This window comes from Opitutus sp. sgz309028, assembly GCF_059821195.1.
This window is the reverse complement of the sequence record NZ_JCAMRR010000002.1, coordinates 638,522-663,253: the sequence shown is the minus strand read 5'-3', so window position 1 is coordinate 663,253 and position 24,732 is coordinate 638,522. Positions and strand designations below refer to the sequence as shown.

General features: G+C 64.1%; 19 protein-coding genes. 10 read left to right on the top strand and 9 right to left on the bottom strand.

What is annotated here, in order from left to right; genetic code table 11:
- Positions 1-6: 6 nt before the first annotated feature.
- From AC6RV7_RS08515 to AC6RV7_RS08490, 6 genes are read right to left on the bottom strand one after another with little or no spacing between them, the layout of a single operon-like run.
- Positions 7-600: a hypothetical protein gene (locus AC6RV7_RS08515; RefSeq protein WP_500093544.1), complete on the bottom strand. Its 594-nt coding sequence runs from the start codon at positions 598-600 to the stop codon at positions 7-9.
- A 13-nt stretch (positions 601-613) separates the two neighbouring features.
- Positions 614-2,152 carry an OpgD/OpgG family glucan biosynthesis protein gene (locus tag AC6RV7_RS08510; protein WP_500093543.1) on the bottom strand — a complete coding sequence of 513 codons (1,539 nt, stop codon included), beginning with the start codon at positions 2,150-2,152 and terminating at the stop codon, positions 614-616.
- Positions 2,149-3,126, bottom strand: coding sequence for a uracil-DNA glycosylase (locus AC6RV7_RS08505; RefSeq protein WP_500093542.1), 978 nt, complete (start codon positions 3,124-3,126; stop codon positions 2,149-2,151). The genes AC6RV7_RS08510 and AC6RV7_RS08505 overlap by 4 nt, the downstream gene beginning before the upstream one ends.
- Before the next feature lie 8 nt (positions 3,127-3,134).
- Positions 3,135-3,728, bottom strand: a complete 594-nt coding sequence (locus AC6RV7_RS08500) for a riboflavin synthase (RefSeq protein WP_500093541.1) — start codon at positions 3,726-3,728, stop codon at positions 3,135-3,137.
- Between the two features lie 36 nt (positions 3,729-3,764).
- Positions 3,765-5,207, bottom strand: a complete 1,443-nt coding sequence (locus AC6RV7_RS08495) for a PDZ domain-containing protein (RefSeq protein ID WP_500093540.1) — start codon at positions 5,205-5,207, stop codon at positions 3,765-3,767.
- On the bottom strand, positions 5,204-6,547 hold the full coding sequence (locus AC6RV7_RS08490) for a trypsin-like peptidase domain-containing protein (protein ID WP_500093539.1): 1,344 nt from the start codon (positions 6,545-6,547) through the stop codon (positions 5,204-5,206). The genes AC6RV7_RS08495 and AC6RV7_RS08490 overlap by 4 nt, the downstream gene beginning before the upstream one ends.
- A gap of 18 nt (positions 6,548-6,565) precedes the next feature.
- On the opposite strand from AC6RV7_RS08490, the gene leuS reads away from it, so the two are divergent.
- From leuS to AC6RV7_RS08450, 8 genes are all read left to right on the top strand, one after another.
- Entirely contained in the window at positions 6,566-9,139 is a 2,574-nt protein-coding gene (leuS, locus tag AC6RV7_RS08485; protein WP_500093538.1) for a leucine--tRNA ligase, read from the top strand.
- 68 nt (positions 9,140-9,207) lie between these two features.
- The gene (locus tag AC6RV7_RS08480) at positions 9,208-11,940 is read left to right on the top strand and encodes a FecR domain-containing protein (RefSeq protein WP_500093537.1); all 2,733 of its coding nucleotides are present in this window, start codon (positions 9,208-9,210) and stop codon (positions 11,938-11,940) included.
- A 28-nt stretch (positions 11,941-11,968) separates the two neighbouring features.
- Positions 11,969-13,102, top strand: a complete 1,134-nt coding sequence (locus AC6RV7_RS08475) for a hypothetical protein (protein ID WP_500093536.1) — start codon at positions 11,969-11,971, stop codon at positions 13,100-13,102.
- A 13-nt stretch (positions 13,103-13,115) separates the two neighbouring features.
- Positions 13,116-13,763 (top strand): polysaccharide biosynthesis/export family protein, encoded by a 648-nt coding sequence (locus tag AC6RV7_RS08470; RefSeq protein ID WP_500093535.1) that lies wholly within the window; start codon positions 13,116-13,118, stop codon positions 13,761-13,763.
- Positions 13,764-13,767: 4 nt separating this feature from the next.
- A complete protein-coding gene (locus AC6RV7_RS08465; RefSeq protein WP_500093534.1) occupies positions 13,768-15,936 on the top strand; it encodes a GumC family protein in 2,169 nt (722 codons plus the stop codon).
- Positions 15,937-16,052: 116 nt separating this feature from the next.
- A complete protein-coding gene (locus tag AC6RV7_RS08460; protein ID WP_500093533.1) occupies positions 16,053-16,895 on the top strand; it encodes an LpxI family protein in 843 nt (280 codons plus the stop codon).
- An 86-nt stretch (positions 16,896-16,981) separates the two neighbouring features.
- Positions 16,982-17,449, top strand: a complete 468-nt coding sequence (locus AC6RV7_RS08455) for a bifunctional nuclease family protein (protein ID WP_500093532.1) — start codon at positions 16,982-16,984, stop codon at positions 17,447-17,449.
- Between the two features lie 13 nt (positions 17,450-17,462).
- Complete coding sequence (locus AC6RV7_RS08450) at positions 17,463-18,566, top strand: tRNA dihydrouridine synthase (protein ID WP_500093531.1); 1,104 nt, start codon at positions 17,463-17,465, stop codon at positions 18,564-18,566.
- Between the two features lie 164 nt (positions 18,567-18,730).
- Here AC6RV7_RS08450 and sufT read toward each other — a convergent pair whose 3' ends face one another.
- Together sufT and sppA are read right to left on the bottom strand one after the other, a co-directional pair.
- Entirely contained in the window at positions 18,731-19,273 is a 543-nt protein-coding gene (sufT, locus tag AC6RV7_RS08445) for a putative Fe-S cluster assembly protein SufT (protein WP_500093530.1), read from the bottom strand.
- 1 nt (position 19,274) lies between these two features.
- Positions 19,275-21,128 carry a signal peptide peptidase SppA gene (gene sppA / locus AC6RV7_RS08440; RefSeq protein ID WP_500093529.1) on the bottom strand — a complete coding sequence of 618 codons (1,854 nt, stop codon included), beginning with the start codon at positions 21,126-21,128 and terminating at the stop codon, positions 19,275-19,277.
- A 160-nt stretch (positions 21,129-21,288) separates the two neighbouring features.
- On the opposite strand from sppA, the gene AC6RV7_RS08435 reads away from it, so the two are divergent.
- Together AC6RV7_RS08435 and dapF are read left to right on the top strand one after the other, a co-directional pair.
- Complete coding sequence (locus AC6RV7_RS08435) at positions 21,289-22,791, top strand: TonB-dependent receptor (protein WP_500093528.1); 1,503 nt, start codon at positions 21,289-21,291, stop codon at positions 22,789-22,791.
- 105 nt (positions 22,792-22,896) lie between these two features.
- On the top strand, positions 22,897-23,757 hold the full coding sequence (dapF, locus tag AC6RV7_RS08430; RefSeq protein WP_500093527.1) for a diaminopimelate epimerase: 861 nt from the start codon (positions 22,897-22,899) through the stop codon (positions 23,755-23,757).
- A gap of 73 nt (positions 23,758-23,830) precedes the next feature.
- Here dapF and AC6RV7_RS08425 read toward each other — a convergent pair whose 3' ends face one another.
- The gene (locus AC6RV7_RS08425; RefSeq protein ID WP_500093526.1) at positions 23,831-24,700 is read right to left on the bottom strand and encodes a hypothetical protein; all 870 of its coding nucleotides are present in this window, start codon (positions 24,698-24,700) and stop codon (positions 23,831-23,833) included.
- Between the last annotated feature and the right edge of the window lie 32 nt (positions 24,701-24,732).

Here is a 24,732-nt window from a genome sequence, read left to right as displayed (position 1 = left end):
ACGTAATCAGCGCGTCGCGTAGAAAATCGCCGCGAGCACGCCGGCGAAGATCAGCCAGAGAAACAGCGTGCGCAGAATTGGCAGGCGCTCGAAGGTCTCGAGCGTTTCGCCGGCCGCTTCCGGAATCGGTCCCAGATCGATCGGTCGCGGCACCATGCTCGACACCGCCATGTCCGGACCGGCGGTCAACGCCCCCGCGCGCATCGCCTGCACAAAATCGGTGGGCACGCTTTCCGTTTCCAGAAACGCATACGGCCATTTCTGCGGGCCGTCGCACAGCAGCAGCGCGACGCGTCCGTCGACCGCGATGCGTTCGTGCGGCTGATCGCGTTCGTCGAGCACATCGGCGAACCACCGGTCCATCATCGCTTCCGCCTCTTCCGCCGCGAGCACAGTCGGATCCTGCGACGGATCCGCTTCGTGGCGCCGCGCGGCGCGCTCGAGAATCCGCAGGATCAGCCGGCTCGAGTGCAGGCGATTGTGAATACGGTGCGCGCGCAGATAATCCTCCACCCGCACGTAAGCGGCGTTCCACGCCTCCATCGTGCCAGTCGTGGGGCGAAACGTGATCAGCGGGGGAATGGCGGACGTGTCGCTCATGCGCGCCGCGGCATCACGGTTGCCACAGGTAGCTCCACGTTTCCGTCAGCACATGATCCGGGCGGCGCAAGAAACACCTTAACTCGATCGGCTGACCGGAGCCGTCCGGACGAATCGCGAACGCTGCGCGCCAGGTCTGGTTGTAAGGGTTTTTCTGCACGGTGGTGTGAACGAGTTTCGCGCCGGGGCCGACAGTAACGACCGCTTCGACCTTCGACTCGGCGGACTCTTTCGTAAGTGCCGGCCCGCCAAAATCCACGAAGAAACGTTCGAGATCGGATTCGTGCGTCACCGTGCGGCCATGACGCGTCGCGACGACGACGCCGGCCGGCGGGCGGATCTGATCCGTCGCCCAGTGCAAACGATACTCCAGCTCGAGCGCTTCGCCGGGCTTCGGGTTCTTCTCGGGCACCCAAAAGGCGACGATGTTGTCGTTCGTTTCATCCGGAGTCGGCAGCTCTACCAGCCGCACCGTGCCGCGACCCCATTTCCCGATCGGCTCGACCCACACGCTCGGCCGCAGGTGATACGCCGCTTCGAGGTCCTGATAGTTTTCAAAATTCCGGTCGCGCTGCATCAGCCCGAAGCCGCGCGGATTCTCGTCACCAAACGCCGCGACGCGCACGGCGCCCGGATTCGTGAGCGGACGCCAAAGCCATTCGCCCGCGCCGGTGAACAATTGCAGGCCATCGGAATCGTGCACCTCCGGCCGAAAATCGTTGGTCACGTTGTTCGTGTTTTCGCCGTGCCAGAACATACTCGTGAGCGGCGCGATGCCGACCACCTTCGCGGATTTCCGGAAGAAGAGCGCCGCCTTCACTTCGGAAAGCGTCTGGTCGCCCGGCGTAATGATAAACCGATACGCGCCCGCGACGCTGGGGCTGTCCATCAATGCGTAGATCGTGATGCGTTTCGCGTTCTTCGCCGGCTGCTCGATCCAGAAATCGGTAAACACCGGAAACTCCTCGCCGCCCGGCTCGGCGGTATTGAGCGCGAGACCGCGCGCCGAGAGTCCGTAGATCGTGTTGCGCGCGAGCAGCCGAAAATAGCTCGCGCCCTGAAACGCGCCGAGTTCGTCGCCGGCTTTGTTCAACGGATACAAGATCCGAAAACCCGCGAAGCCCATCGTCGGCGGCAGTTCGCCGATCTTCAGTCGGTCGTAATCGAACAACTGCCGGTCGAACGGGATCAGCTCCGGTTTGCCGTCGACGAGTTGCGCGATCTGCACCGTCTGTTTCTGCACGAAACCGGGATGGAAAAACTGCAGCTCGAACGGCCGCTTCTCGTCACGCCACCACGTGTGGCCGGGATCGAAACGGATCAGGCGATGCTCGTCATAGCTGAGCTTCGTCAGCCACTCCGGCACGCGGCTCGCCGGCGCGACATACGGCCGCTCCGCGAGCACCTTCGCGCGGAAACGCACCGTGTCGAAATTGAAGGTCGGCTCCGCCGCGCGCGCGGCGCCCAACAGCAAACCCACGATCGCGAAACCGAATCCCAGATTTCGCCCCAGCGCTCCGGCGCGACCGGCGCAGTCGTTCGAAGTTTTCATTTATCGAGAAAATATCCGCGTTGTTTTTCCGAAATCGGGAGTTCCGCCTTTTCCATCACCTTCAGCAGGTCCTCCCAAATCATCCGCTTCGACCGGTTCGACTGATTTCGCAAGATGTAGCTCGGATGATACGTTATCATCAGGGGTTTCCCGGCGAACTCCTTCCACTTTCCCCGAACTTCGCCGAGCGCCTTGAACGAACCCGGGCCGAGCAGGCCCTGCGCCGCCGTCGAGCCGAGCGCGACGAGCAGATCGGGATTCACGATCTCAATCTGCGCGCGGAGATACGGCAGGCAGTAAGCCATTTCGTCCGCGGTCGGCGGACGATTTCCATACTGCACGCCGCTCGCGTTCACCGGCATCTGCGGACGCCAGTTCATGATGTTCCCGATGTAGACCTCCTCGCGCTTCAGACCCATGGCTCCGATCATTTTCGTGAGCAATTGTCCCGCGGGTCCCACAAACGGTTCCCCCTGCACTTCCTCTTCCGCGCCCGGCGCCTCGCCGACAAACATGATCCGCGCGTCGAGCGTGCCGACGCCGAGCACAACCTGCTTGCCCGGCCGCACATTCGCGCAGCACACCGCGTCGCCCAACACATGCGCTTTCAGCGCCGCCATGCGCGCCGCCTTGTCGCCGTCGGGCAACGTGAACGGCTGCGGCGGTGGAATCGCGGGCGTCTCCGCCACTTTCTCTTCCGCCGCTTTCGCTTTCGGCACATACGCCGGCAGATCGGCAGCAAGTGCCGGCGCCGCGGTGGGAGCCGCCGGCGTTGATGCCGATTCGTTCGCGGGCGTCTTCTCTGACGCACTTGCCGCCGACGTCGCGGCGGATTCGGCCGGGCGATCCGCCGCGCGTTTTCCGACGGCGCGACGCAGGGCCGCGAGGCTCTCCTCGCTCACCGACACGTTTTTCACGCCGGCGGATTTCAGCCGGCGCAGTTCCTCCGTCAGGGCCGCAAGCGCAAGGTTCATGGCAAAAGCTAAACGCGGGTGAGCATCAGTTTCTCGACGTGTTTGCCGAGAAGATCGAATTCGAGATTGATCGGATCGCCGACGTGTTTCTCCGCGAGATTCGTCACCGCCATCGTCGTGGGAATCAGCCACACCGCGAACGCGTCGTCCGCGGTCTCCGCAATCGTCAGCGAGATTCCGTCGATCGCGATGCTGCCTTTGTGCACGATGTAGCGCGCATACTCCGCCGGGATCCGCACGCGCAGATAGTGATCCTTCCCGCGCAGCTCGAACACGTCCACCGTGCCGACCGCATCGATGTGGCCGGTGACGAAATGCCCGCCGACCTTCCCGCCGAAACGCAGGCTGCGTTCGAGATTCACGAGCGCGCCGGTTTTCAACGCCGCGAAATTCGTCAGGCGCCGCGTCTCCTCCAGCACGTCGAAGCGCACCGTTTTTCCCTCGAGCTGCGCGACGGTGAGACAGCAGCCGTTGACCGCGATGCTGTCGCCCAGCGCCGCGTCGGCGAGCACGACGTCCGCCGCGATCGTGAGCGACCACGCTTCTGCTTCCGGGCGAAACGCCACCACCCGCCCCGTTTCTTCGACAATGCCAGTGAACATAGAAAATCGGTTAACAATGCTTCCGTTCGCGTCGCCTCACAACTTCAGCCGCAGCACCGCGGTCTCGCCGCCGCGGTTCACGAGCAGCACCGCTTCCGTGCGCGTCTTGTCCGCCTCGATCGCCGAGAGTTGAAACACCGCCGCGGCGAAGGACTTCACCTCGACGCGATCGATCTCCTTGATCCAGTCGTCCGGTCGCAAGCCCGCGACCGCCGCCGGGCTGTTGGGTTTCACGAAATGCGCGACCACGCCGCCGAGCTCCGACGACTTCGCGCGCCGGTCGACCGCGTCGTCGTAAACAAATTCGCGCACCGTGAATCCGAGATTTTCGAAATACTTCCGCTCCGCTTCGCCGACCAGTTTCGGCTGTTCGCCCAGCGTGACGGTCGTCTCCACCCGCGCGCCGTCGCGCAGCACGGTGAACGCCAGCGGCTCGCCCGGCCGGCGTTTCAACACTTCGCGTCGCAGATAACCGATGACCGCGCGATCCGGACGAAAACGCGGCAGCGGCTGGCCCGCGACGCCGACGACGATGTCGCGATCCTTCAACCCGCCCGCCTCCGCCGGACTGCCTTCCAGCACCTCGCTGATCACCGCGGCGGACTGACCTTCGAGTTTCAAAAACTTCGCCGCTTCCGGATCGACCGGCTCGAGACCATAAGCGCCGAGCCACGCCAGCGGACGCCCGAAAACATTCTGCGGCACGCGTCCGAGATACGGCAGCACTTCGCTCGCCACCAGCACCGCCCCGCTCTCCTCCACGTTGACCTGAATCACCGGCGCGCCGCCCGGCGCGCTGCGCGAGAATTGCACGAAGCTTTGTCCGAACGAACTCAGCGCGAGCCCGACGAATTCGCCCGCGCCATTGAAGACCGGCAGCCCCGGTCCCGCGACTTCCTGCTGCGCGATCGCCGTGCGCTGCGGCAGCGACTGGATCAACGCGATCCGGCTCGTGAGCAGATACGGCAGAAAATCCTCGTCCTTGTTGCGCAGTCCGATGCCCCACACGTCGTCCGCCAGCTGCAGTTCCGCGGATTTCGCCGCAGCGAATTTCGTGATCGGCACGAGGTCGCCGCGCAGCGGCTCCGCGGCGCGCACGAAATGCCAGCCCGTCAACGCATCCTGTCCAAGATACTCGCCGGCCACGCTCTCGGCCTCGCCCGCGCGGTGCACTTTGAACTCCTTCAACTGCGACGGCGTTGTGCGCGGACTCACCGCAACCGGCGGCAGGATGATTGTGCCCTGCGTATCGATGACCATCCCGTAAGCGATGTTCGGACGCCGCTCGGTTTCGGTTTCGATATAAAATTCCACCGCCACCACGGCCTTCAACCGCTCAGCCCACAGCGTCGGCAAATCCGCCGCGCGCGCGGACAACGCCAGCAGCGTCGCGACCCAAATCACGCCGACGTTGCGCGCGCGAAAGCGCTTCATTTCCGCTCCGCCCGCGGGCCCGTTTTTCCAAAACAAAGTCATCATGGCTTTAAAACATACAGCGACACCTGCCGGTCGCGCAGAACCTCGACGAGCACCGGTTCGGGTTTCTCCGCGTAAGCCGTGTGCGCACGCCGCACGACATCGAGCGAATCTACCGGTTGCTGGCCAATCTTGGTGATCACGTCGCCGCGATTCACGCCCGCGACCGCCGCGGGAAAACCCGGTTGCACGCCGATGACGATCACGCCGCGCGCATCGGCGAGCTGGTTTTCGCGGGCGTAGGTGCGCGAAACTTTGCGGACGCTGATCCCCCACTGATCGAACGCCCCCTCCTCGCCAACGCGGCTTTCGAGTTTCTCGGTGACGACATCGTAAACGTGCGTTTCCGCGCCACGCTTGATGGTGAGCTTCAACGTCGAGCCGACCGGAAAACTCGCGATCGTGTTCTGGATTGGCGGCAGCTGCTCCGGGAAACGTCCGTCGACCTGCACGCCGTTGATCGCGAGCAAAATGTCGCCGCCGCGAATGCCCGCGCGCGCCGCCGGCGAATCGCGATCGACCGTGTTGATCAACATGCCGGTGTTGAGCGACAGCGCATAAAAACTTTCGAAATCCTGCAGATCGCGCGGCACGAGGCCGACGTAGCTGCGCGTCACGGCGCCGTCGCGGACGAGCGCGGCGACGACCTTCTTCGCGATGTTCGCGGGAATCGCGAAACCGAGATTGTCCGCGCCGGAATAGCCGCGCGAGTTGATGCCGACGACGCGGCCGTTTTCCGCCACGAGCGGACCGCCGGAATTGCCGGGATTGATCGCGGCGTCGGTTTGCAGCCAGGTGTTGAACGAACCCGTCTCGTAGCCGTTCACGCCGCGCGAATCTTCGAAGTAGCGGTTGGTGTTGGACACGATGCCGCGCGTCGCCGTGCGCGTGAGGCCGAACGGCGTGCCGACCGCGAACACCGTGTCGCCGACCGAGAGTTTGCTGCTGTCACCAAACTCCGCGGGTTTGAAACGCAGCCCGCGGCGCTTCGCCTCCGTCATATCCAACCGCAGCAGCGCGAGATCGGTCCAGTGATCCCAGCCGACAAGCTTTGCGCCGACGCGCTCGAGACTCGCGAGCGTTACGGAGATCTCGACCGCGCGCGGGCTGACGACGTGGGCGTTGGTGAGCACGAGGCCGTCTTTGGAAAGGATCACGCCCGAACCGATGCTGGACGACAGGCGCTTCGTGCCCGCTTCGAACGCCTGCTCGCGCACGTCGATGCGCACGACTGCGTCGAGCAACTCCGTAAATCCGCGGCTGACCGCCGCCGGCGCACGCGAAACCGCTGTGAAAACTACGAGGACAAGGGCGAAGATTGACCGGAGATGGAAAGGTTTCACAGTGGCGGGTTCACGCGAATGGCTACCTGCAGCAAAGACTACAACTTCCAAGAGATTGAGCCGCACTGGCAAACTTTCTGGGAGCAAAACCACACCGCCCGCGCGGACAACGTCTCGTCGAAGCCGAAATACTACGTGCTCGACATGTTTCCCTACCCGTCGGGCGCAGGGCTGCACATCGGTCATCCCGAAGGTTACACGGCCAGCGACATCGTTTCGCGTTTCATGCGCGCGAAGGGCTACAACGTCCTGCACCCCATCGGCTGGGATGCCTTCGGCCTGCCCGCCGAACAGCACGCGGTGAAAACCGGCACGCATCCGGCCACCAACACGCAAAACAACATCACCAATTTCCGCCGGCAGATCAAAGCGCTGGGTTTCTCCTACGACTGGGATCGCGAGATCGACACGACGGACCCGAAATACTTCCGGTGGACGCAGTGGATTTTCCTGCAGCTCTTCAAGCGCGGCCTCGCCTACGTCGACGAGCGGCCCGTCTGGTGGTGTCCCGAGCTGCGCACGGTTCTCGCCAACGAGGAAGTCGTTGACGGCAAGAGCGAGGTCGGCGGTTTCCCCGTCGAGCGCCGCAACCTGCGCCAATGGGTCCTGCGTATCACCGCTTACGCGGAGCGCCTGCTCTCCGACCTGAAGGACGTCGACTGGCCTGAATCCACGAAACGGATGCAGGAAGCGTGGATCGGCCGCAGCGAAGGCGCCGAACTCCTGTTCGACCTCGAAAATAAAACGCTCGGCCAGCTGAAGATTTTCACCACGCGGCCCGACACGCTGTTCGGCTGCACTTACATGGTCGTTGCGCCCGAGCACCCGCTCGTCGCAGCGCTCACCACGCCCGAGCACCGCGACGCCGTCGAAAACTACAAGAAAAAGGCCGCCGCTAAGAGCGATCTGGAGCGCACCGATCTCGCCAAGGACAAGTCCGGCGTTTTCAGCGGCAGTTACGCGATCAATCCGGTCAACGGCGCGCGCGTGCCCATCTGGATCGCCGACTACGTGCTCATGGGCTACGGCACCGGCGCGATCATGGCCGTGCCGGCGCATGACGAGCGCGACTACGAGTTCGCGCAGCAGTATAATCTGCCGATCGTTCAGGTCATCGCCAACGACGATGGCGAGCAAAAGCTGCCCTACACCGGCGAAGGCCGGCTGATCAACTCACCCGGCTACGACGGCCTGCCGTGGGCCGAGGCGAAGAAGAAAATCACGACCGATCTCGCCGCCCGCGGTGTCGGGCAGGCGACCGTCAACTACAAGCTCCGCGACTGGCTGTTCTCGCGTCAGCGCTACTGGGGCGAGCCGTTCCCGATCGTGTGGGTCGGCGAGGCCGATTACCGCCGCGCCGCGGCGGCCCGCGACGGCGATGTGCCGGCCGAGCCGGTGACGTTTTTGAACGGCGGCGTCACGCATTACGCGCTGCCGCTTCCGCCCGCCGCGCTGCCGCTGGAGCTGCCCGACGTGCAGTCGTATCTGCCGAGCGGCAACGGCGAAAGCCCCCTGGCCAACGTCACCGAATGGCTCGAGATCTGGTTCAATTACGAGACCGGCGCCAGCGTCCCCGCGTCGCAGCCGCGGCCCGACGGGGAAAAATGGATACGCGCGCATCGCGAGACCAACACCATGCCGCAGTGGGCGGGCTCGTGCTGGTATTACCTGCGCTTCCTGGATCCGCGCAACGCCGACGCGTTCGCCTCGCCCGAAGCGCTGCGCTACTGGGGCGTGCCCGATCTCTACATCGGCGGCGCCGAACACGCGGTGCTGCACCTGCTCTACGCGCGTTTCTGGCACAAGGTCCTCTTCGATCTCGGCGCCGTGCCGCAACGCGAGCCGTTCACGAAACTGTTTCACCAAGGCATCATCCTCGGTGAGGACGGCGAAAAGATGTCGAAGAGCCGCGGCAACGTCGTCAGCCCCGACACCGTGATCGCGTCGCACGGTGCCGACACGCTGCGCCTGTATCTGATGTTCCTCGGGCCGCTCGAGGCCATGAAGCCGTGGAATCCGCGCGGCATCGAGGGCGTGCACCGTTTCCTGCAAAAAGTCTGGCGCGAATACATCGGAGCGGAGGGTGAGATTAATGCAAAAATTTCGGCCGACGCCGCCGAGCCCGCGGAGCTCACGAAGCTGCTGCATGAAACGATCAAGAAAGTCGGCGAGGACATCGCCGGCCTGCGCTTCAACACCGCGATCTCGCAAATGATGATCTTTGCGAACGCGCTGCAGAAAGCGCCCGCCGTTCGCCGCGACAGCGCGCTCGCGTTTGTCCAAATTTTGGCACCTTTCGCGCCGCACCTCGCCGAAGAGCTGTGGGAGCGGCTGGGCCAAAAGCCGTCCGTCCAACACGCGACCTGGCCGGCTTTCGATCCCGCCAAGCTCGTCGCGAGCGAGGTCAAGCTGGTGTTTCAAGTAAACGGCAAACACCGCGGCGATGCCTTGGTCCCGGTGGGACTGGCCGAATCCGACGCCGTCGCCCTGGCCTTGGCCCACGAACGCGTGGCGCCATTTGCCGCCGGAAAAAAGCTCAAGCGCACGATCTATGTCCCAGGTAAAATCCTGAATTTGGTCGTCGAGAATTAGTTTGCTTTCACCCCCAGGAAATCTAGGTAATTTCCCCTAGAATTCTCACCGCTGTCCCGGGGCCCGCCATGAAAGCATCTCTGCGCATTGTTCTGCTCGTCGTCCTCACGCTCGGCGCCTCGTCCTGGCTGGAGGCGGCACTCAGCCGACAGAACAACGTGCTCGGCCGCTTCACGGTCGTGAGCGTCACCGGCACGGCGACATGCGTCAGCGACGGCCGGATTCTCGAACTGAAAAAAGGCGACACGATCCGCGCGCGCGGCGCCACGCTCGAGACGGCGCCCGGGTCGAAGGTTTCGATCCTGTTTTCCAACCAGACGAGCACGGTGCTCGACGAAAAAACCCGGTTCGAAATCGTGAAGTTCGACCAGGAGTTTTTCGCCCCGAACAACAATCTCCGCGTCGAGCCGTCCAACTCCTCGACCATCATCAAGCTGGCGACCGGGCGCGTGGTGCTGAGCACGCCGCGGCTGTTGAGCGGCACGACGATGGTTTACGAAACGGCGCATGCGATGGTCGGCATCCGCGGCGAACGCGTCCTGATCGAAGCCGAGGAGAAACAGACGCACGTCGCGATGATCAACGGCACCGCCACCGTTAATCCGCGCGCGCCCGACGGCTCGTTCGTTTCGATCGGCAAGCGGCTCACCACCGGACAGGAGGCCTTCGTCAAATACACGATCGGCGGCGCCGCGATCACGGAGGAGGAATTTGTGGCCTCGAAGGAAAACGCCGCCGCGAAATCCGCCGCCGACGTCCCGGCCACGGCATCCATTGCGCCGGGCGCGGCACTGCCGATTCCAACTGCCGTCGCGACGGGCGAGCTTACCCGTGAAACCGAAGCGATCGTGCTGCGGCTGACCGGTCCCGCCACCGTCAAGCTTCCAAACAACAACGTCTCGCGCGCGATCGCCGAGGGAGAATCGGTCCCCGCCGGCGCGGTGCTCTCCACCAACGACAGTGCGGAACTTTACCTGCAAACCTTCGAGGGCACGATCGCGACCCTCCGCCCGAAAACCACCGTCCGGATCGAGAAATTGTCCGTCGTCACCGAGGGCGGCGTGGTTAAAAAGCAGTCCACCCTGCTCGGGCTGCAAGCCGGCACCCTCGTTTCGACGATCGATCCCGCCAAATCGGGCATCAACGACTACGGCGTGCGCACTCCGAAAGGCATCGCCAGCGCGAAGGGCACCTCGTTTTCCGTCTCGGTGGAGGAGGATGGCTTTCTCGTCGCGACGACGGCCGACACGGTGGTCTTCACCACGCCCAACGGCACCAACTACTCCATCGCCGCCGGCAACGTCACCATCACGCCGCCCGGCGGAGAGCCGCAGCCGCCGATCTCGCTCGCCAGCGCCGTGGCCAGCTCCAGCAGTTTCGCGGGAGTCGTGCAGACGGCCTTGGACGCCGTCACCCACGTCGTGCAGAACAATCTCGGCGGGCTGCCGCCTTCGTCCGCGGCCGATTTGATCACGAAAGTGGCCCAAACCGCCGCCGCCGCGCTCCCCGCTGAAGCCGGCGCGATTGCCAGCAAGGCCGTGGTCGCCCTCACGTCGCCACTCGCCGCCACTTCGACGATCGCGGGCCCGACGGTCTCCTCGCTGCTGAACGCCGTGGTCAGCACCGCGCCCGATCAAGCCTCGCAGATCGCGACCTCCGCCGCCATCTCGGCGCCGGCGCACGCGATCGCGATCGCCGCGGGCGCCGCCAAAGCCGCTCCCGCTCAATCCGCCCAGATTGCCTCGGCCGTGACCCAGACGTTTGTGCAAACGACGCCGCAGGGCACGCCCACTCCGGGCACTGTCCAAACCGCCGCCGCGCTCGCCTCCGCGGTGGCCGCTTCCGTGCCGGCCCAAGCGGCGCCGGTCGCCGCCGCCGTGATGCAAGCACTGGCCCAAGCCTCGCCGCAGTCGCCTCCGACCGCGAATTCGCAGATTGCCGCCACGATCGCCTCCGCGGTCACGACCGCCGCGCCGACTCAGGCCGTGCCGATCGCCGCGACGATGATGAAGGTGCTCACCTTGACGCCCACGATGGCCGACGCGTCGCCCCAGGTCGTGGCGCAAACCGCCGCGACCCTTGCCGCCGCGGTGACGGTCGTCGTGCCGCCTCAGGCTCAGGAAGTCGCCACGGCGGTCATGCAACTTCTCGTCCAGAGCTATCCGAACGCCTCGCCCGCCGTCACGACCCAGACCGCAGGCGTGCTCGCCGCCGCCGTGGCGCAAGCCGCTCCGGCGTCCGCGGCCGCCATCACCCAGAGCGTCGCGCTTGCGGCCAACCAACCGCTGGTCTCGGTGCAAGCCGCCGCAGCGCAAGCCGGTCCGGTCGTAGCCCAGATTTCCCAACAGGTTGCCCAAGCCACGCAAAACGCAGCCAGCGCTGGACAACTCGCCAATGCCGCGACCAATCCCGGGCCGGCGTCGCCACCGCCCTCGTCCTTTGCCGGCGGCTCGCCAGGCGCCACCGGCGCGAATCCGGCCGCGCCCGCGGGTGGCGGTTCCGGCGGCGCTGCCACCGGCGATCCCGAGCAGAACACCTCCACTTCTATTATCGTCACCCAGTTCGACCCCGCCGACCTCGGCGAACTGGAAGCGGATCTCGACGCCGCACAGGCCGCCCAAACGTCCGTCCAGTTCAGCTCCGGCACGACCGGAGGGGGCCCGGGTGGCACCGGAACTCCGATCGGCGGCGGCATCGGCAATCCCGGCAACAACGGCGATCCCGGCCCGCAACCGCGGCCGACGGTGCCCGACATCCCGCCCGTCGAATATACCGGCAGCCAGGCCAACCTTGTCCGCTAGGCCGACGCTCCCTCGCTCCGCCGTCTCGATGACCCTTCGCCTGCGCATCGGCTTCAGCCTCCTTGCAAGCATGATCCTGATCTCGCCGGCCCGGGCATTGTTCAACCTGAACGAGGGCAAGGAGCTGATCTTCGTGAGCGGCACCTACAGCATCGGTTTGGACACGAACGTCTTCACTCGCAAGGTGGCGCAGCAGTCCTACACGCAGACGCTCACCCTTGGCGTCGACTATTCGCGACAGGCTGGCCTCATCAGCGTCACCGCCAACGCCACGACGGTCGCCGGCGGTTTCAAGGATATCCGCGGCCAGGATTTTACCGATCCGAGTTTCGCGCTCGCGTTCCGCAAACGCTACGGGCGCACCACCGGCGTGCTCGCCTTCACCACGCGCCGCGAGAGCCAGGCCGATCCCGACGCCGGCGAACGCACCCGCGCCTGGAACAACAGCGCCGGACTCGACCTGCGTTATCCGGTGAACGATCGCTACTATTTCACCAACAATTTCCGCACCACGACCAAACTGTATACCAACAAAAGCGCGTTCAGCGACTTATATACATTCTCGGACTCCATCAACGTTAACTATATCTACACCTCAAAGCTCGACCTCAACGGCGGCTATACCATCGGCATCAGCGACACGTCGAAGAACACCACCGCCGTCGATCACAGCTTCACCGTCGGCGCCAGCGGCGGCATCCTGCCGAAGCTCAGCGGCACGGTCCGCGTCGGGGTGCAGCGCCGCAACAACGAGCTCCCGGACGGCACCGACGAAACCTTCGATTCGTTCACGTCCGGCACCTCGTTGAAATGGCTTTTCTCGCGCCGGCTCTCGTTTTCCGCCGACCTGAATCAGGATTTTTCCATCACCTCGACCGACATTTCCGTCAACCGCGCCAGCGCCGGCTTGCACGGCACCGCATCACTCAGTAGCAAATATATCGCCAATGCGGGGGTGACCTATTCAAGAAGCGATTTTCTGGGCCGGGCCGGTGACGGCCGCCGCGACGAGATGCTCCAGTTCGACGCCAGCATCGGCCTCGCCATCACCACGCATATCCGCACCAGCCTCGCCTATGTCTACATGCTCAATCGCTCCAATCTCGCGGGAGCTGATTTCGAGCGACAGATGCTCACCTTCACCGTGATCGCCACTTACTGAGCCATCCCGCGCCATGCCGCTCTCGATTCTTCGTTTCCTTCACGCCAGCCTCACGGTCCTTGCCTTCGCGGCCTCGCTCGTCGTCCCCGCTTCCGCTCAGGACGAAAAAGCCGCCACTGCTCCGACGGAAAAGCCCAATTACGTTTACCGTCTCACGATCACCGACCGCATCCGCGTCTCGATCTTCCAAGAGGAGGAGCTCTCCTCCATCATGCGCATCGACGCCCGCGGCATGATCAATCTCAAGCTCGTCGGCGACCTTCACGTCGCCGGCATGACCGTGGCCGCCGCGCAGCGCGCCATCGAGCAGGCTTACCGCGACGGACGTTACCTGCGCAATCCGCAGGCGACGATCGCGATCGAAGACTACGCCCCGCGCGAGGTTTCCATTTCCGGCCAGGTAAAGGCCCCCGGCCGCTACCTGCTGCCGATCGAATCCACCTTTTCCATCCTCGAGCTGGTGACCAAGGCCGGCGGCCTCACGGACATTGCCAAGGGCACCGCTGTCGTCATCACACGCACCGGAACCGATGGCAAGGTCACCACCTTCGTCGTGGACGTCGACAGCCTTCTGCGCGGCCGTAAGTCGAACATCCCCGACAACAGCGCCATTCTGCTCGAGCCGGGCGACAACGTTTACGTGCCCGAGCGCATCATTTGATCCCATGCAGATCGCCGAACCCACTCCGAAACCGCCCGCCCACGTCCGGGGCGTGCGGGACGAAGAAATTGCCGTCGAGCGCCGGACGCTGCGGGATTACTACATCATGCTGCGGGAGCGGCTCTGGATCGCGCTGCCGCTCGCCCTTCTCGTCGCCGTGCCCATGGGCTATTTCAAAGCCCGCGAGACGCCGATGTATATGAGCACGGCGACGATGCAGTTCGAGAAACCGGAAACCGTCGTCACCTCGCAAGTCGTCGTCGATGCCGCCGTCCGCAGCGACATCGAGCTCAATACCAACATCCAGATCCTCAACAGCGGCCGCCTCCGCAGCCGCGTCGTAGAATCGTTCACGCCCGAGGAGGTGAAGATCCTCCAGCGTCCCTTTCTGAAGGCGCTCCCGCCCGGCACCCCGCCGCCGCCCGCCGGCGCCGCCCTCGGCTCCGTCTCCATCGAGCCGGCCCGCAACTCGCTGCTGATCGCCATCACCGTCCGCCACCCCGACCCGGAAGCGGCCGCGCTCGTCGCCAACCGCTACGTCAGCGAATTCATGAATTATCTCATCGATCGCGTCAGCGGCATCAATGAGACCGCCGTCGAGTTCCTGCGGACCCGCGCCGAGGATCTGCGCAAGGAGTCCGAAATCGCCGAGCAAAAGCTCCAGGCCTACATGAAGGCCCACAACCTCATCTCCCTCGACAAGAGCCGCGACATCGTCGGCGACCGCCTCAAAACCATCAGCAGCACGCTCACGAACGCGCAACTCGTCCGTCTCAATTTCGAGAACCAGTTCAATCTCGTCGAAACCTACCGCAAGGAAGGCCGCAATCTCATCGAGATCCAATACATCGCCAACCACGGCACCGTCCCGTCGCTGGCCAGCCAGCTCGCCAGTCTCCGCCAAAGCCAGACCGTCCTCGGCGAGCGCTACCTCGAACGTCATCCCAAGATGGTCGACATCGAGAACAGCATCGGCGTCGTCCAAAAGCAGCTCGACAAGGCCATCGACCTCGCGATCGCCGACCTGCGCACCCGCCTCGACGAGGCCCGCGAATCGGAGAAAAGCCTCGAGGCCGAATTCGCCAGGGCGGAAAAGGATTCGCTCCAGCTTGGCGACATCGCCGTCCAATATCGCTCGCTCGAAAACCAGGCGCAGATCACGAAGCAAAACTATCTGCAGATCCTCGATCGCCTGAGCCAGACGACGACGACGAAGAACCTGGAAAAGATTCCGCTCCACCCGCTCGACCGCGCGGTGCCCTCCGGCGCCCCGTATTCACCCAATCTCCACGCGATCACCCGCAGCTGCATCGGCGTCGGCGTCCTCGTGTTTCTCGGCGTCGCCATCGGGCTGAGCTTCATCGACGACCGCATCAAGAGCGCCTGGGACGTCGAGTCCTTCATAGGCGCCAACCTCCTCGGCATCATCCCCGATCTCTCGTCGATGAAAGACGACGAGAAATACTCGCTGCTGCTGAACGACAAACAGGCACCCGGCATCGAAGCGTTCCTCAGCGTTTACAGCTCGGTGAAAATCCACTCGAAGCTCGATTTTCCGAAATCGATCCTCGTCACCAGCACGATCCCCGGCGAGGGCAAGACGCTCATTTCGTGCAATCTTGCGGGCAGCTTCGCCCGCCACGCCAAGCGCACGCTGCTCGTCGATTGCGATCTGCGCCGGCCGATGCTCCACCGCCATTTCCGGCAGCAAAACAGCGCCGGCCTCATCACCTGGTTCGAAGCCGGCGCCGCTCTCGATACCGAGCTCGCGACCAGCCCCAGCCTCGGCATCATCAAGATCAGCGAGAACCTCTCGCTGCTCTGCTCCGGCGGACGTTCGAAGAGTCCGACCGAGATCCTCGAAAATCCGCTCTTCGCACAGCTGCTCGAAAAGCTGAAACGGGAATACGACCTCGTCATCATCGACTCGCCCCCGCTCGGCGCCGTCACCGACAGTCTCCTGATCGCGGAGCGCGCCGACGAGGTCATTTACGTCTGCCGCTTTAATCGCGCTTTCCGAAAACACATTCGCCTTTACATGAAGGCGCTCCGCAACGGCAAAAACGAGGTGCTCGGCGTCGTGCTCAACGGTCTCTCGCCGCGCCGCATCGAGTATTATTCGAATTACCGCTACTACCGGAGCTACAAAAAATATTACGGCTCCCAGTCCTAGAAAGCTGAAACGCTGAAAAACCCAGAAGCTGAAACCAAGCGGGTGTTCCGCTCTTCCGCGAACGCGGCTCGCCAATTTCAGCTTTTCAGTCTTTCAGCTTTTCAACTTTTTCCGCCGTGCTCTCCGCGTTTCTCCCTCCTGACTTCGATCCGCAGCGTCCGGTCGCGCTTATCGCCGGCCAGGGAATTTACCCGCAGCTTGTCGCCGCCGCCGTTCGCCGCGCCGGCGTGCCGCTGAAGCTGATCGCTTTCGACGAGGAAACGCGGCCCGACCTCGTCGCTTCCTTTCCCGAATCGGATCGCTGCACGCTGCTCGTCGGCCAGCTCGGCCGGATGCTGAAAACGCTGCGCGAGTTCGGCGCCGGTTACGTCATCATGGCCGGACAGATTGCGCCGCGGCGCTTGTTCAGAGGCCTTCATCCCGACCTGAAGGCGATCCGCATCCTCGCGTCGCTGAAACGCCGCAATGCCGAAACCATCTTCGGCGCCATCGCCGCCGAGATCGAAGCCCTCGGCATCAAGCTGCTCGACGCCCGCTCCTTCATCGACGACCAGCTCGCCATCGCCGGCTGCATGACCGGGCGCTCCTTCCCCATCGACCAGGACTACCTCGATCACGGGATCCACATCGCCCGCGAATGCGCCCGACTCGACATCGGCCAGGGCTGCGTCGTCCGCAAGGGCACCGTGCTCGCCGTCGAGGCCTACGAGGGCACCGACGAAATGCTCCGCCGCGCGGGCACGTTCAAGACCGACGCGACCCTCTTCGTGAAAACGGTGAAGTCCGGGCAGGATTACCGGTTCGACGTCCCCTGTTTCGGTCAGCGCACGCTCGAAACGATGCGCGAAGCGGGCATCAAAGCCGCCGCGCTCGAAGCGAATCGCGTGATCATCCTCGATCGTCCCGCCGTGCTCGCGCAGGCCAGGAGCTGGAGCATTCCGCTCTACGGTTTCGAATAGGCGCGAACTTCTCGCGCGCCAGTTCCGCACCGCGCGACGCGGCCCGCCGACTTGCGCTTTCCGCCCGCTGCGACCATTTCTTAACCATGCAGAACGACGTCGTCCCCGTCTCCGTGAAAGGCGTGATGCCCACCGCCAACGGTTGTGCCGTGTTCCTCGGCAACGACGAGAAGACCTTCGTGATTTACGTCGACCACTCCGTCGGCAACGCGATCCAGATGACACTGAACGGCGTCAAAAAAGACCGCCCTCTCACGCACGACCTCATCGGCAGCATCCTCCTCGGACTCGGCGCGCAACTCGATCACATCCTCGTCAACGATGCCCGCGAGGGCACGTTTTTCGCGCGCGTCCTCCTGCGCATGGAAAACGAACTGGGCAAAAAAATCGTCGAGATCGACGCCCGCCCGAGCGACTCGATCGTCCTGGCACTGCAACAAAAGCGTCCGATCTTCGTCGCGCGCGCCGTCATCGACGCGACTGAGGACATGACCGAAATCCTGGAACGCGTGCGCCAGCAGCAGCAGTCGGAGGAATCCGACGAGGACGAATAGCCGCTGGTCCCGCATGCCGTCCGCTCCCGTTTCCCTCCCGCCCCCGCTTCACCCGGGACTTCCGCTCACGGCGCTCGCGCCGATGCAGGATGTCACCGATCTCGCCTTCATGGGCGTGATCGCGCACTACGGTGCGCCGGATTACTTCTTCACCGAATTCTTCCGCGTCCACGCCCAGTCGCATCCGGAGAAACACATTCTCCGCTCCATCGACGAAAACGCCACCGGACGTCCGGTCTTCGCCCAGCTCATTGGCGAGGACCTCACGCATCTCACGCGCACCGCCGAGGCGCTGCTGCGCCACCCCGTCGCCGGCATCGATCTCAATCTCGGCTGCCCCGCGCCCAAGGTTTACAAGAAGAACGTCGGCGGCGGTCTGCTGCGCGACTTGCAGCGCGTCGACGAAATCCTCGCCACCCTCCGCGCCGCCGTGCCCGGCCTCTTCACGGTGAAGATGCGTATCGGTTTCGACGATACGACGCCGTTCGAGCCGCTGCTCGAGCTCGTCAACCGGCATCGCGTGGACCTGCTTAGCATTCACGGGCGGACCGTGAAGGAAATGTATCGCAGCGAGGTGCACTACGACTACATCGCGCGCGCCGTCGCCCGCGTGCGCTGTCCGGTCCTCGCCAACGGCAACGTGTTCTCCGCCACCCGGGCGCTCGGCGTCCTCGCGGAGACGCGCGCGGCCGGCGTGATGATTGGCCGGCACGCGATCCGCAATCCGTGGATCTTCCGGCAGTGTCGCGAGGCCTCGCAGCACGGCTCGGCGTCCGCGATTTTCCGCCCGACCCTCGCCGATGTGCGCGACTACATCGAGCGGCTGTATCGCGCCACGCAGGTGCCCGGTCTGCCGGAGCGGCTTCACGTCAACAAGATGAAGAAATATCTCAACTTCGTCGGTCAGAGCGTGGACCCGCAGGGCGCGTTTCTGCACGACATGCGGCGCACCGAAAGCGAGGCCGCGCTTTTCGCCGTCTGCGACCGCCACCTGCTCGCCGATCCGAACCGCGCCTTCGCGCTCGAGCCGTTTCCCGGGATCGTCGCCCGCCCGAACTGCGAGACGCCCCACGCCGCATCCGCCGACGGGTGCTCGCTCGAGAGCATCACCGCCTGAGCGACGTTCGCGGCGCCAGCGGTCGCAACCAGCCGCCCGACGACCAGCGTAGCCGTCGCGGTGAGGACTCCGTCGTCCACCGCCGTCAGTTCACTTCCGTGCCTTCCGTGTAGTCCGTGGGCAGACTCGTCCGGTCGTTGTCGCCGCGATTCACCGCCGCGACGTCACTCCAGCCCGAGCGTCTTTCGCCCCTCGGGCGAAATCATCTGCGGCGACCACACCGGGTCCCACACGATGTGAACCTTCGCCGATTCGACCTGCGGCAGCTGCGCGATTTTTTCGCGCGCATCCTCCGCAATCACCGGACCCATGCCGCACCCCGGCGCCGTCAGCGTCATCTTGACCTCGACGGCATGACCGCCGGTGGGCGTTTTTTCCGCCACGAGATCGTAAACCAGTCCCAGATCGACGATGTTGACCGGGATTTCCGGATCGAAGCAGGTCTTCAACGCCTCCCACACCGCCTGTTCGCTGAACTCGGCGTTTCCTCCGGCGGTCGGCGCCGCGTCGGCCGGCCGGGCCTCGTAACCCTCGATCGCGCCCGCATCCGCGGCGGCGATACGAAAGAGACCCTGGTCCGTGCGCACGGTCACATTGCCACCGAGCGTCTGGGTGATGAAGACGGGCGCGCCTGCCGGCAGCGTCACGACCTCGCCCGCCGGGATCATCGTGGCGGAAACTTCTCTGGAAAGCGTGTGATTCGACATATTACTCGATCATCAAATCGACAGGCAGCCGCGCGTAAAGCCCGCGAGGATCGTTGAAGCGCTGCAACGTCTTCAAATCCTGCTCGAAACGCGCAGCGACGCGGGCCGCAAAGCCCGACGCCCGCGCCGTTTGCGGCGCCATTTTCTCGATCATTTCCTGCAGCGCTTCCGCGAACTCCTTTTTCCGCGGATATTCCACCAGGCGATAATCCGTCCCGAGGCCCGCCTGCTCCGCCGCGAAATGAATCGCTTCGTCGAGTCCGCCGATTTCGTCGACCAGACCCAGCTTCTTCGCCTCGACACCCGACCACACGCGGCCCTGCGCGATCTCCTCCACGAAGGCCGGCTTGAGCTTCCGCCCTTCCGCCACTTTCGCGATGAATTCGCCGTAAACCCAGTCCACGAGTCGCTGAAACACCGCCATCTCCTCGGCGGTCTTCGGACGCGCGATCGTCAACATATCGCCGAAACGCGCGGTCTTCACGCTGTCGAAGGTCACGCCGAAATCGGCCGCGAGTTTCTGGATGTCGAACTGGATGCCGAAAATGCCGATCGAGCCGGTCACCGTCGTCGGCTCCGCATAGATGCGATCGCTGTAGGCGGAAATCCAGTAGCCGCCCGACGCCGCATAGGAGCCCATTGACACCACGACCGGCTTCACCTCCATCGCGAGCCGCATCTCGCGCTGGATCGCCTCCGAGCCGGACGCCGTGCCGCCGGGGCTGTTCACCCGCAGCACGATCGCCTTTACGCTGTCGTCCTGGCGCAGCCGGCGCAGCTCGCGCGCAAAACGCGTGCCGCCGATCTCGCCCGGCTCCTCGCCCTCGCCGTCCACGATGTCGCCTTCCGCATAAACGACCGCCACCCGCCCGGTCCGCGAGCTCAGGACCGGCTTCTTTTCCTCGCCGTTTTTCACCTTCTCCGCGTCCGGCTCCTTTTTCACGATCCGGGTGTCCTTCGCGACTTTCGCGTAATCGACGATCGTGATCTGCTTGAACGTATCCTTTAGCCCATTACGCCCGGTGAGCTTTTTCATCTCGTCGATGATTTCGTCGCGATACGCGATCCGGTCGACGAGCCGCGCCTGTTTCGCCGCCTCCGCGCGAATCACACCCTCGGCGTCGACCGTGCTCTGGATCGTGGCGACGCTCACGTTGCGACCGGCGCTGATGTCGCCGAGCAGCCCGCCCCAGATGTCGTCGAGCAGCTTTTGCATCTGTTCGCGGCTCTCCGGGCTCATGTTCCGGCGCGTGAACGGCTCGACGAAGGATTTGTATTTGCCGACGCGCGTGACCTGCACGCCGACGCCGTATTTCTCGAATGCGCCCGCCAGAAACATCGGCTGGCTGGAAAGTCCCGGCATGAAAATCAGCCCGTAAGGATCGAGCACGAGTTCGTCCGCCGCCGAGGCCAGGTAATAGTTTTTCGTCGTCGCGTAGGTGAGAAACGCCTTCACCGGCTTGCCAGAGGCCTTGAATTCCTCAAGGGCGTCGCGGATCTCCTTCAACGCCGCATAGCCCGGGCCGTAGCCGCCCGCGGGCACATCGCCCTTGATGAACACGCCCGCGATCCGCTCGTCCTGCGCCGCCGCCTTGAGCGTCCGCGTCACGGTCCGCAACTGCAGTGTGGGCGTGCTCGGCCCGCCCAAAAAACGGAAATCGATGTTCGGCGGCGCGTCGGTCACCGCCGCCGCCAGATCGAGCACCAGATACGAGCCGCGATCGACGCTGACCGTTTTTTCGCCACTCAGCGCGGCGAGCGCGCCGACGAATCCGACGAACAATAACGCGCCGCCGACCGTGAAGATGACCAGGGCCGCCAGCGCCCCCAGCATCGACGTGAAGAAGTTTTTCATACGAAGGAAGCGCGACCCTACCCCGAATCGCCGTTTCCTCCAGTAGAAATCAGGACCGGCGGTCCGCCCGCGCCATCGACGGCGACACCACTGACGCGATCACGCCGGCTGACCCACGAACCAGTTGCTTCACCGTCGGCCCGACCCATAGTCCTTCCTCATGTCGAGCGAGCAGAAGACCCTCCTCACCACCAACCGCAAGGCGCTCACGATCAATCTCGATGAGCAGAAATACGGCACGTTCGCCGAGATCGGCGCGGGCCAGGAAGTCGCGCGCATCTTTTTCCAGGCGGGCGGCGCCTCCGGCACGGTGGCGAAAACGATCTCCGCCTACGACATGACGTTCAGCGACGCGATCTACGGGAAAGCGCCGCGCTACGTCTCCCGCGAACGGCTGAACCTGATGCTCGACCACGAGTATCAACTGCTCCTCGAGCGGCTCGCGGACTCGCGCGGGCATCGCACGAGCTTCTTCGTGTTCGCCGACACCGTCGCCACCCGCAATTACAAGGGCACCAACGAAGCCCACGGCTGGATGGGCATCCGCTTCCAGACCGAGCCGGGCGGCGCTCCGAACGAAATCGTCATCCACGTCCGGATGTGGGACAAGGAGAACGTCCTGCAGCAGGAGGCGCTCGGCATCGTCGGCACCAATCTTATCTACGGCGCGTTCTTCCTGCGCGACGACCCGAAGAAATTCGCCCAGTCGCTCCTCGACAACCTCACCGCCGACCGCATCGAGGTCGACATGTTGAGGTTCAGCGGGCCGGCCTTCGGCCACGTCGACAACCGGTTGATGTCGCTTTACCTCGTCCAGTTCGGCCTGACCAACGCCGTGATGTTCGGCGCCGACGGCGAGGTGATGCAGCCGTCCGAAGTCCTCTACAAGAAGGCGATTCTCGTCGAGCGCGGCAGCTTCCGCCCCGTCACGCACGTCAACGTCGACATGCTCAACTGCGCCACCGCGCAGTTCGTCCAGGAGCCGCTCGTCAAGGGCAAGGAGGTCGTCGTGCTGATGGAGATCACGATGAACAACCTGCTCGCCGCCGGTGCGCTCGACGCCGAGGACTTCCTGTCGCGCGTCGACCTGCTGAGCGACATCGGCTTCACCGTTCTCATCTCGAACTACTCCGAGTATTTCCGACTCACGTCCTATTTTCGTCGCTACACGAAGGAGATGATCGGCGTCGCGATGGGCATCAACAACCTCCTCGAGATCTTCAACGAAAAATACTACGAGAATCTCGAGGGCGGCATCCTCGAGTCCTTCGGCCGTCTCTTCCGCCACTCGGTGAAGCTCTACATCTATCCGATGCGGCAGGACGCCTACTCGCATTATCTTTCCGAAGGCGAACCCACGGTATCGCCCAGCAGCCCCGCCGCCGCCTCGTTCGCCTCGCAGGTGCTGATCACCGCCAAGAACGTCCAGGTCGTCGATCACCTCCGTAATCTCTACAATCACCTTCTCGAGAACCATTACATCGAGTGCATCGTGGGCTTCGATCCGAACATCCTGCATATTTTCTCCCGCGACGTCCTGCGGCGGATCAAGGAGGGCGACGATTCCTGGGAGCAGATGGCCCCGCCCGGCGTCGTCGCGGCGATCAAGAAACGCCAGCTTTTCGGCTACAGCGACGCGCCGTCATCCCCCGCCAAGCTCTGACCCCGCGCGGCGCCCTACGTCCGCGCACAGGTCCTCGCCCGCGCGCCGCGTGCGACTTTTTTCGTGAACTCGCCGGCTCGCACGGGCAATGCTCTCTCTTCCTCCATGCGTTTCCACAAGTATCACGCCCTCGGTAACGACTACATCGTCTGCGATCCGCGCGACTTCCCGCAGTGGAAGTCCGCTCCTTCCGTCGAGCAGATCCGCGTCGTCTGCCATCGCAATTTCGGCGTCGGCTCCGACGGCATCCTCTGGGGTCCGCTCCCGTCCACCGCGAGCGAGTTCGGCCTGCGCATCTTCAACCCCGACGGTTCCGAGGCCGAGAAATCGGGCAATGGCCTCCGCATCTTTTCGCGTTATCTGTGGGATCAAAAGCTCGTGACGAATCCGTCGTTCACCGTCGAAACGCCCGGCGGCACGGTCCAGTCCGTCATCAAGGACAACGGGCGCCTCATCACGGTGGCCATGGGCAAGGTCAGCTTCGACAGCGCGACGATTCCCGTGAACCTCACCGGCGCGCCGCGCGAGGTCATCAACGAGAAAATCACCGTGCTCGACCGCGAGTTCACCTACTGCGCCGCCACGATCGGCAATCCGCATTGCGTGCTTCCCCTCGCGGAAATCTCGTCCGAGCTCGCGCACCGCTACGGCCCGCACTTCGAGACGCACCCGAATTTCCCGCGCAAGACGAACGTCCAGTTTCTCCGCGTGCTCGATCGCGCCAACATTCAGATCGAAATTTGGGAACGCGGTGCAGGCTACACCCTGGCGTCCGGCAGCAGTTCCAGCGCCGCCGCCGCCGTCGCGCACAAGCTCGGGCTCGTCGATCGCGCGGTCACTGTGCACATGCCCGGCGGCCAGATCGGCATCGAAATCGGCGCCGACTTTTCGATCATGATGACGGGCACCGTTAACAAGGTCGCCGAGGGCACGATGCACCCCGAGCTTTTCGCGGTGACGGTCTGAGCGGAGCAGGTCCGCCGCCTCGCGAACATCACCAGAAACCGTCGTCGCGGAACGGAAAACGTCGCGCTCCGATTCAGCGTTGCCGCGCGGCGGCCGCGGCCGGGCCGACGGCATCCGGGCCGCGATCGGTATCCGTGATCGGCAGTTTGTCGGGATCGATCGCCTCGACGACCTTCAGTTCGCCCAGGTCCACTCTGACCGGATGCTCGGGCGCACGAGTCCAAACCGGCCGCGCCGTCTCGCGCCCGAAAAATGGCGCCGCTTCGCGCGCCATCTGCTTGAGCGCGAGGGTGAGATCGAGGCCGTCCGCCGGCGCGCTCACCTTCGTGTGCCACAACAACTCCGTCCGCCCTTCGATCGCCGCGTCACGATCAAAGGCCTGCACCGAAATCACGTAGAGCCGTCCGCTGCTCGCCTCTGAAATGAAATCGCCCAGCGAGCCGTGACGAAACCGCGTCATGTGATTCACCGTGTTGTGAATCGACAGCGGCTCGAGTTGCCACAGCAGATCCATTTTGTCGCCGCCCATGAACAGCAGCGACATGCCCACGCGGTTGTTCATCGTGCCCCACGAAAACGCGAGCAGCACTTCCGGCATGTGCTGCGGCGAGCCGGGGTAATAGCCGCGGTCCGCGAGCAGCTTCATGATCAGCTTCAGCATCGCCCTTTTGTCCGGCGGCTCGAGACCCGCGATCGAGCGACCATAATCTTGGTAACCGAGCACGAGCGCCTCGTAATAAATCGGATTCGCCCGTGACGCTTCGCGCAGTTGTTTCCCTTTCTTCGTCACGTCCGTGACGGTGATCACGTGCACCTCGCGCTCGCCGAGCAGGGTGTTGAAAAACCCGCCTGCCGCTCGCGCGCCCGCCGCGCCGGCGAAAAACGCGACCGCTAAGCAGACCGGCAGCCGCAGCGTCGTCATCGATTGCCGCAGTCGTTTCACGCGGGGAGCCTGCGTCGCGAGCCGCCGCCACT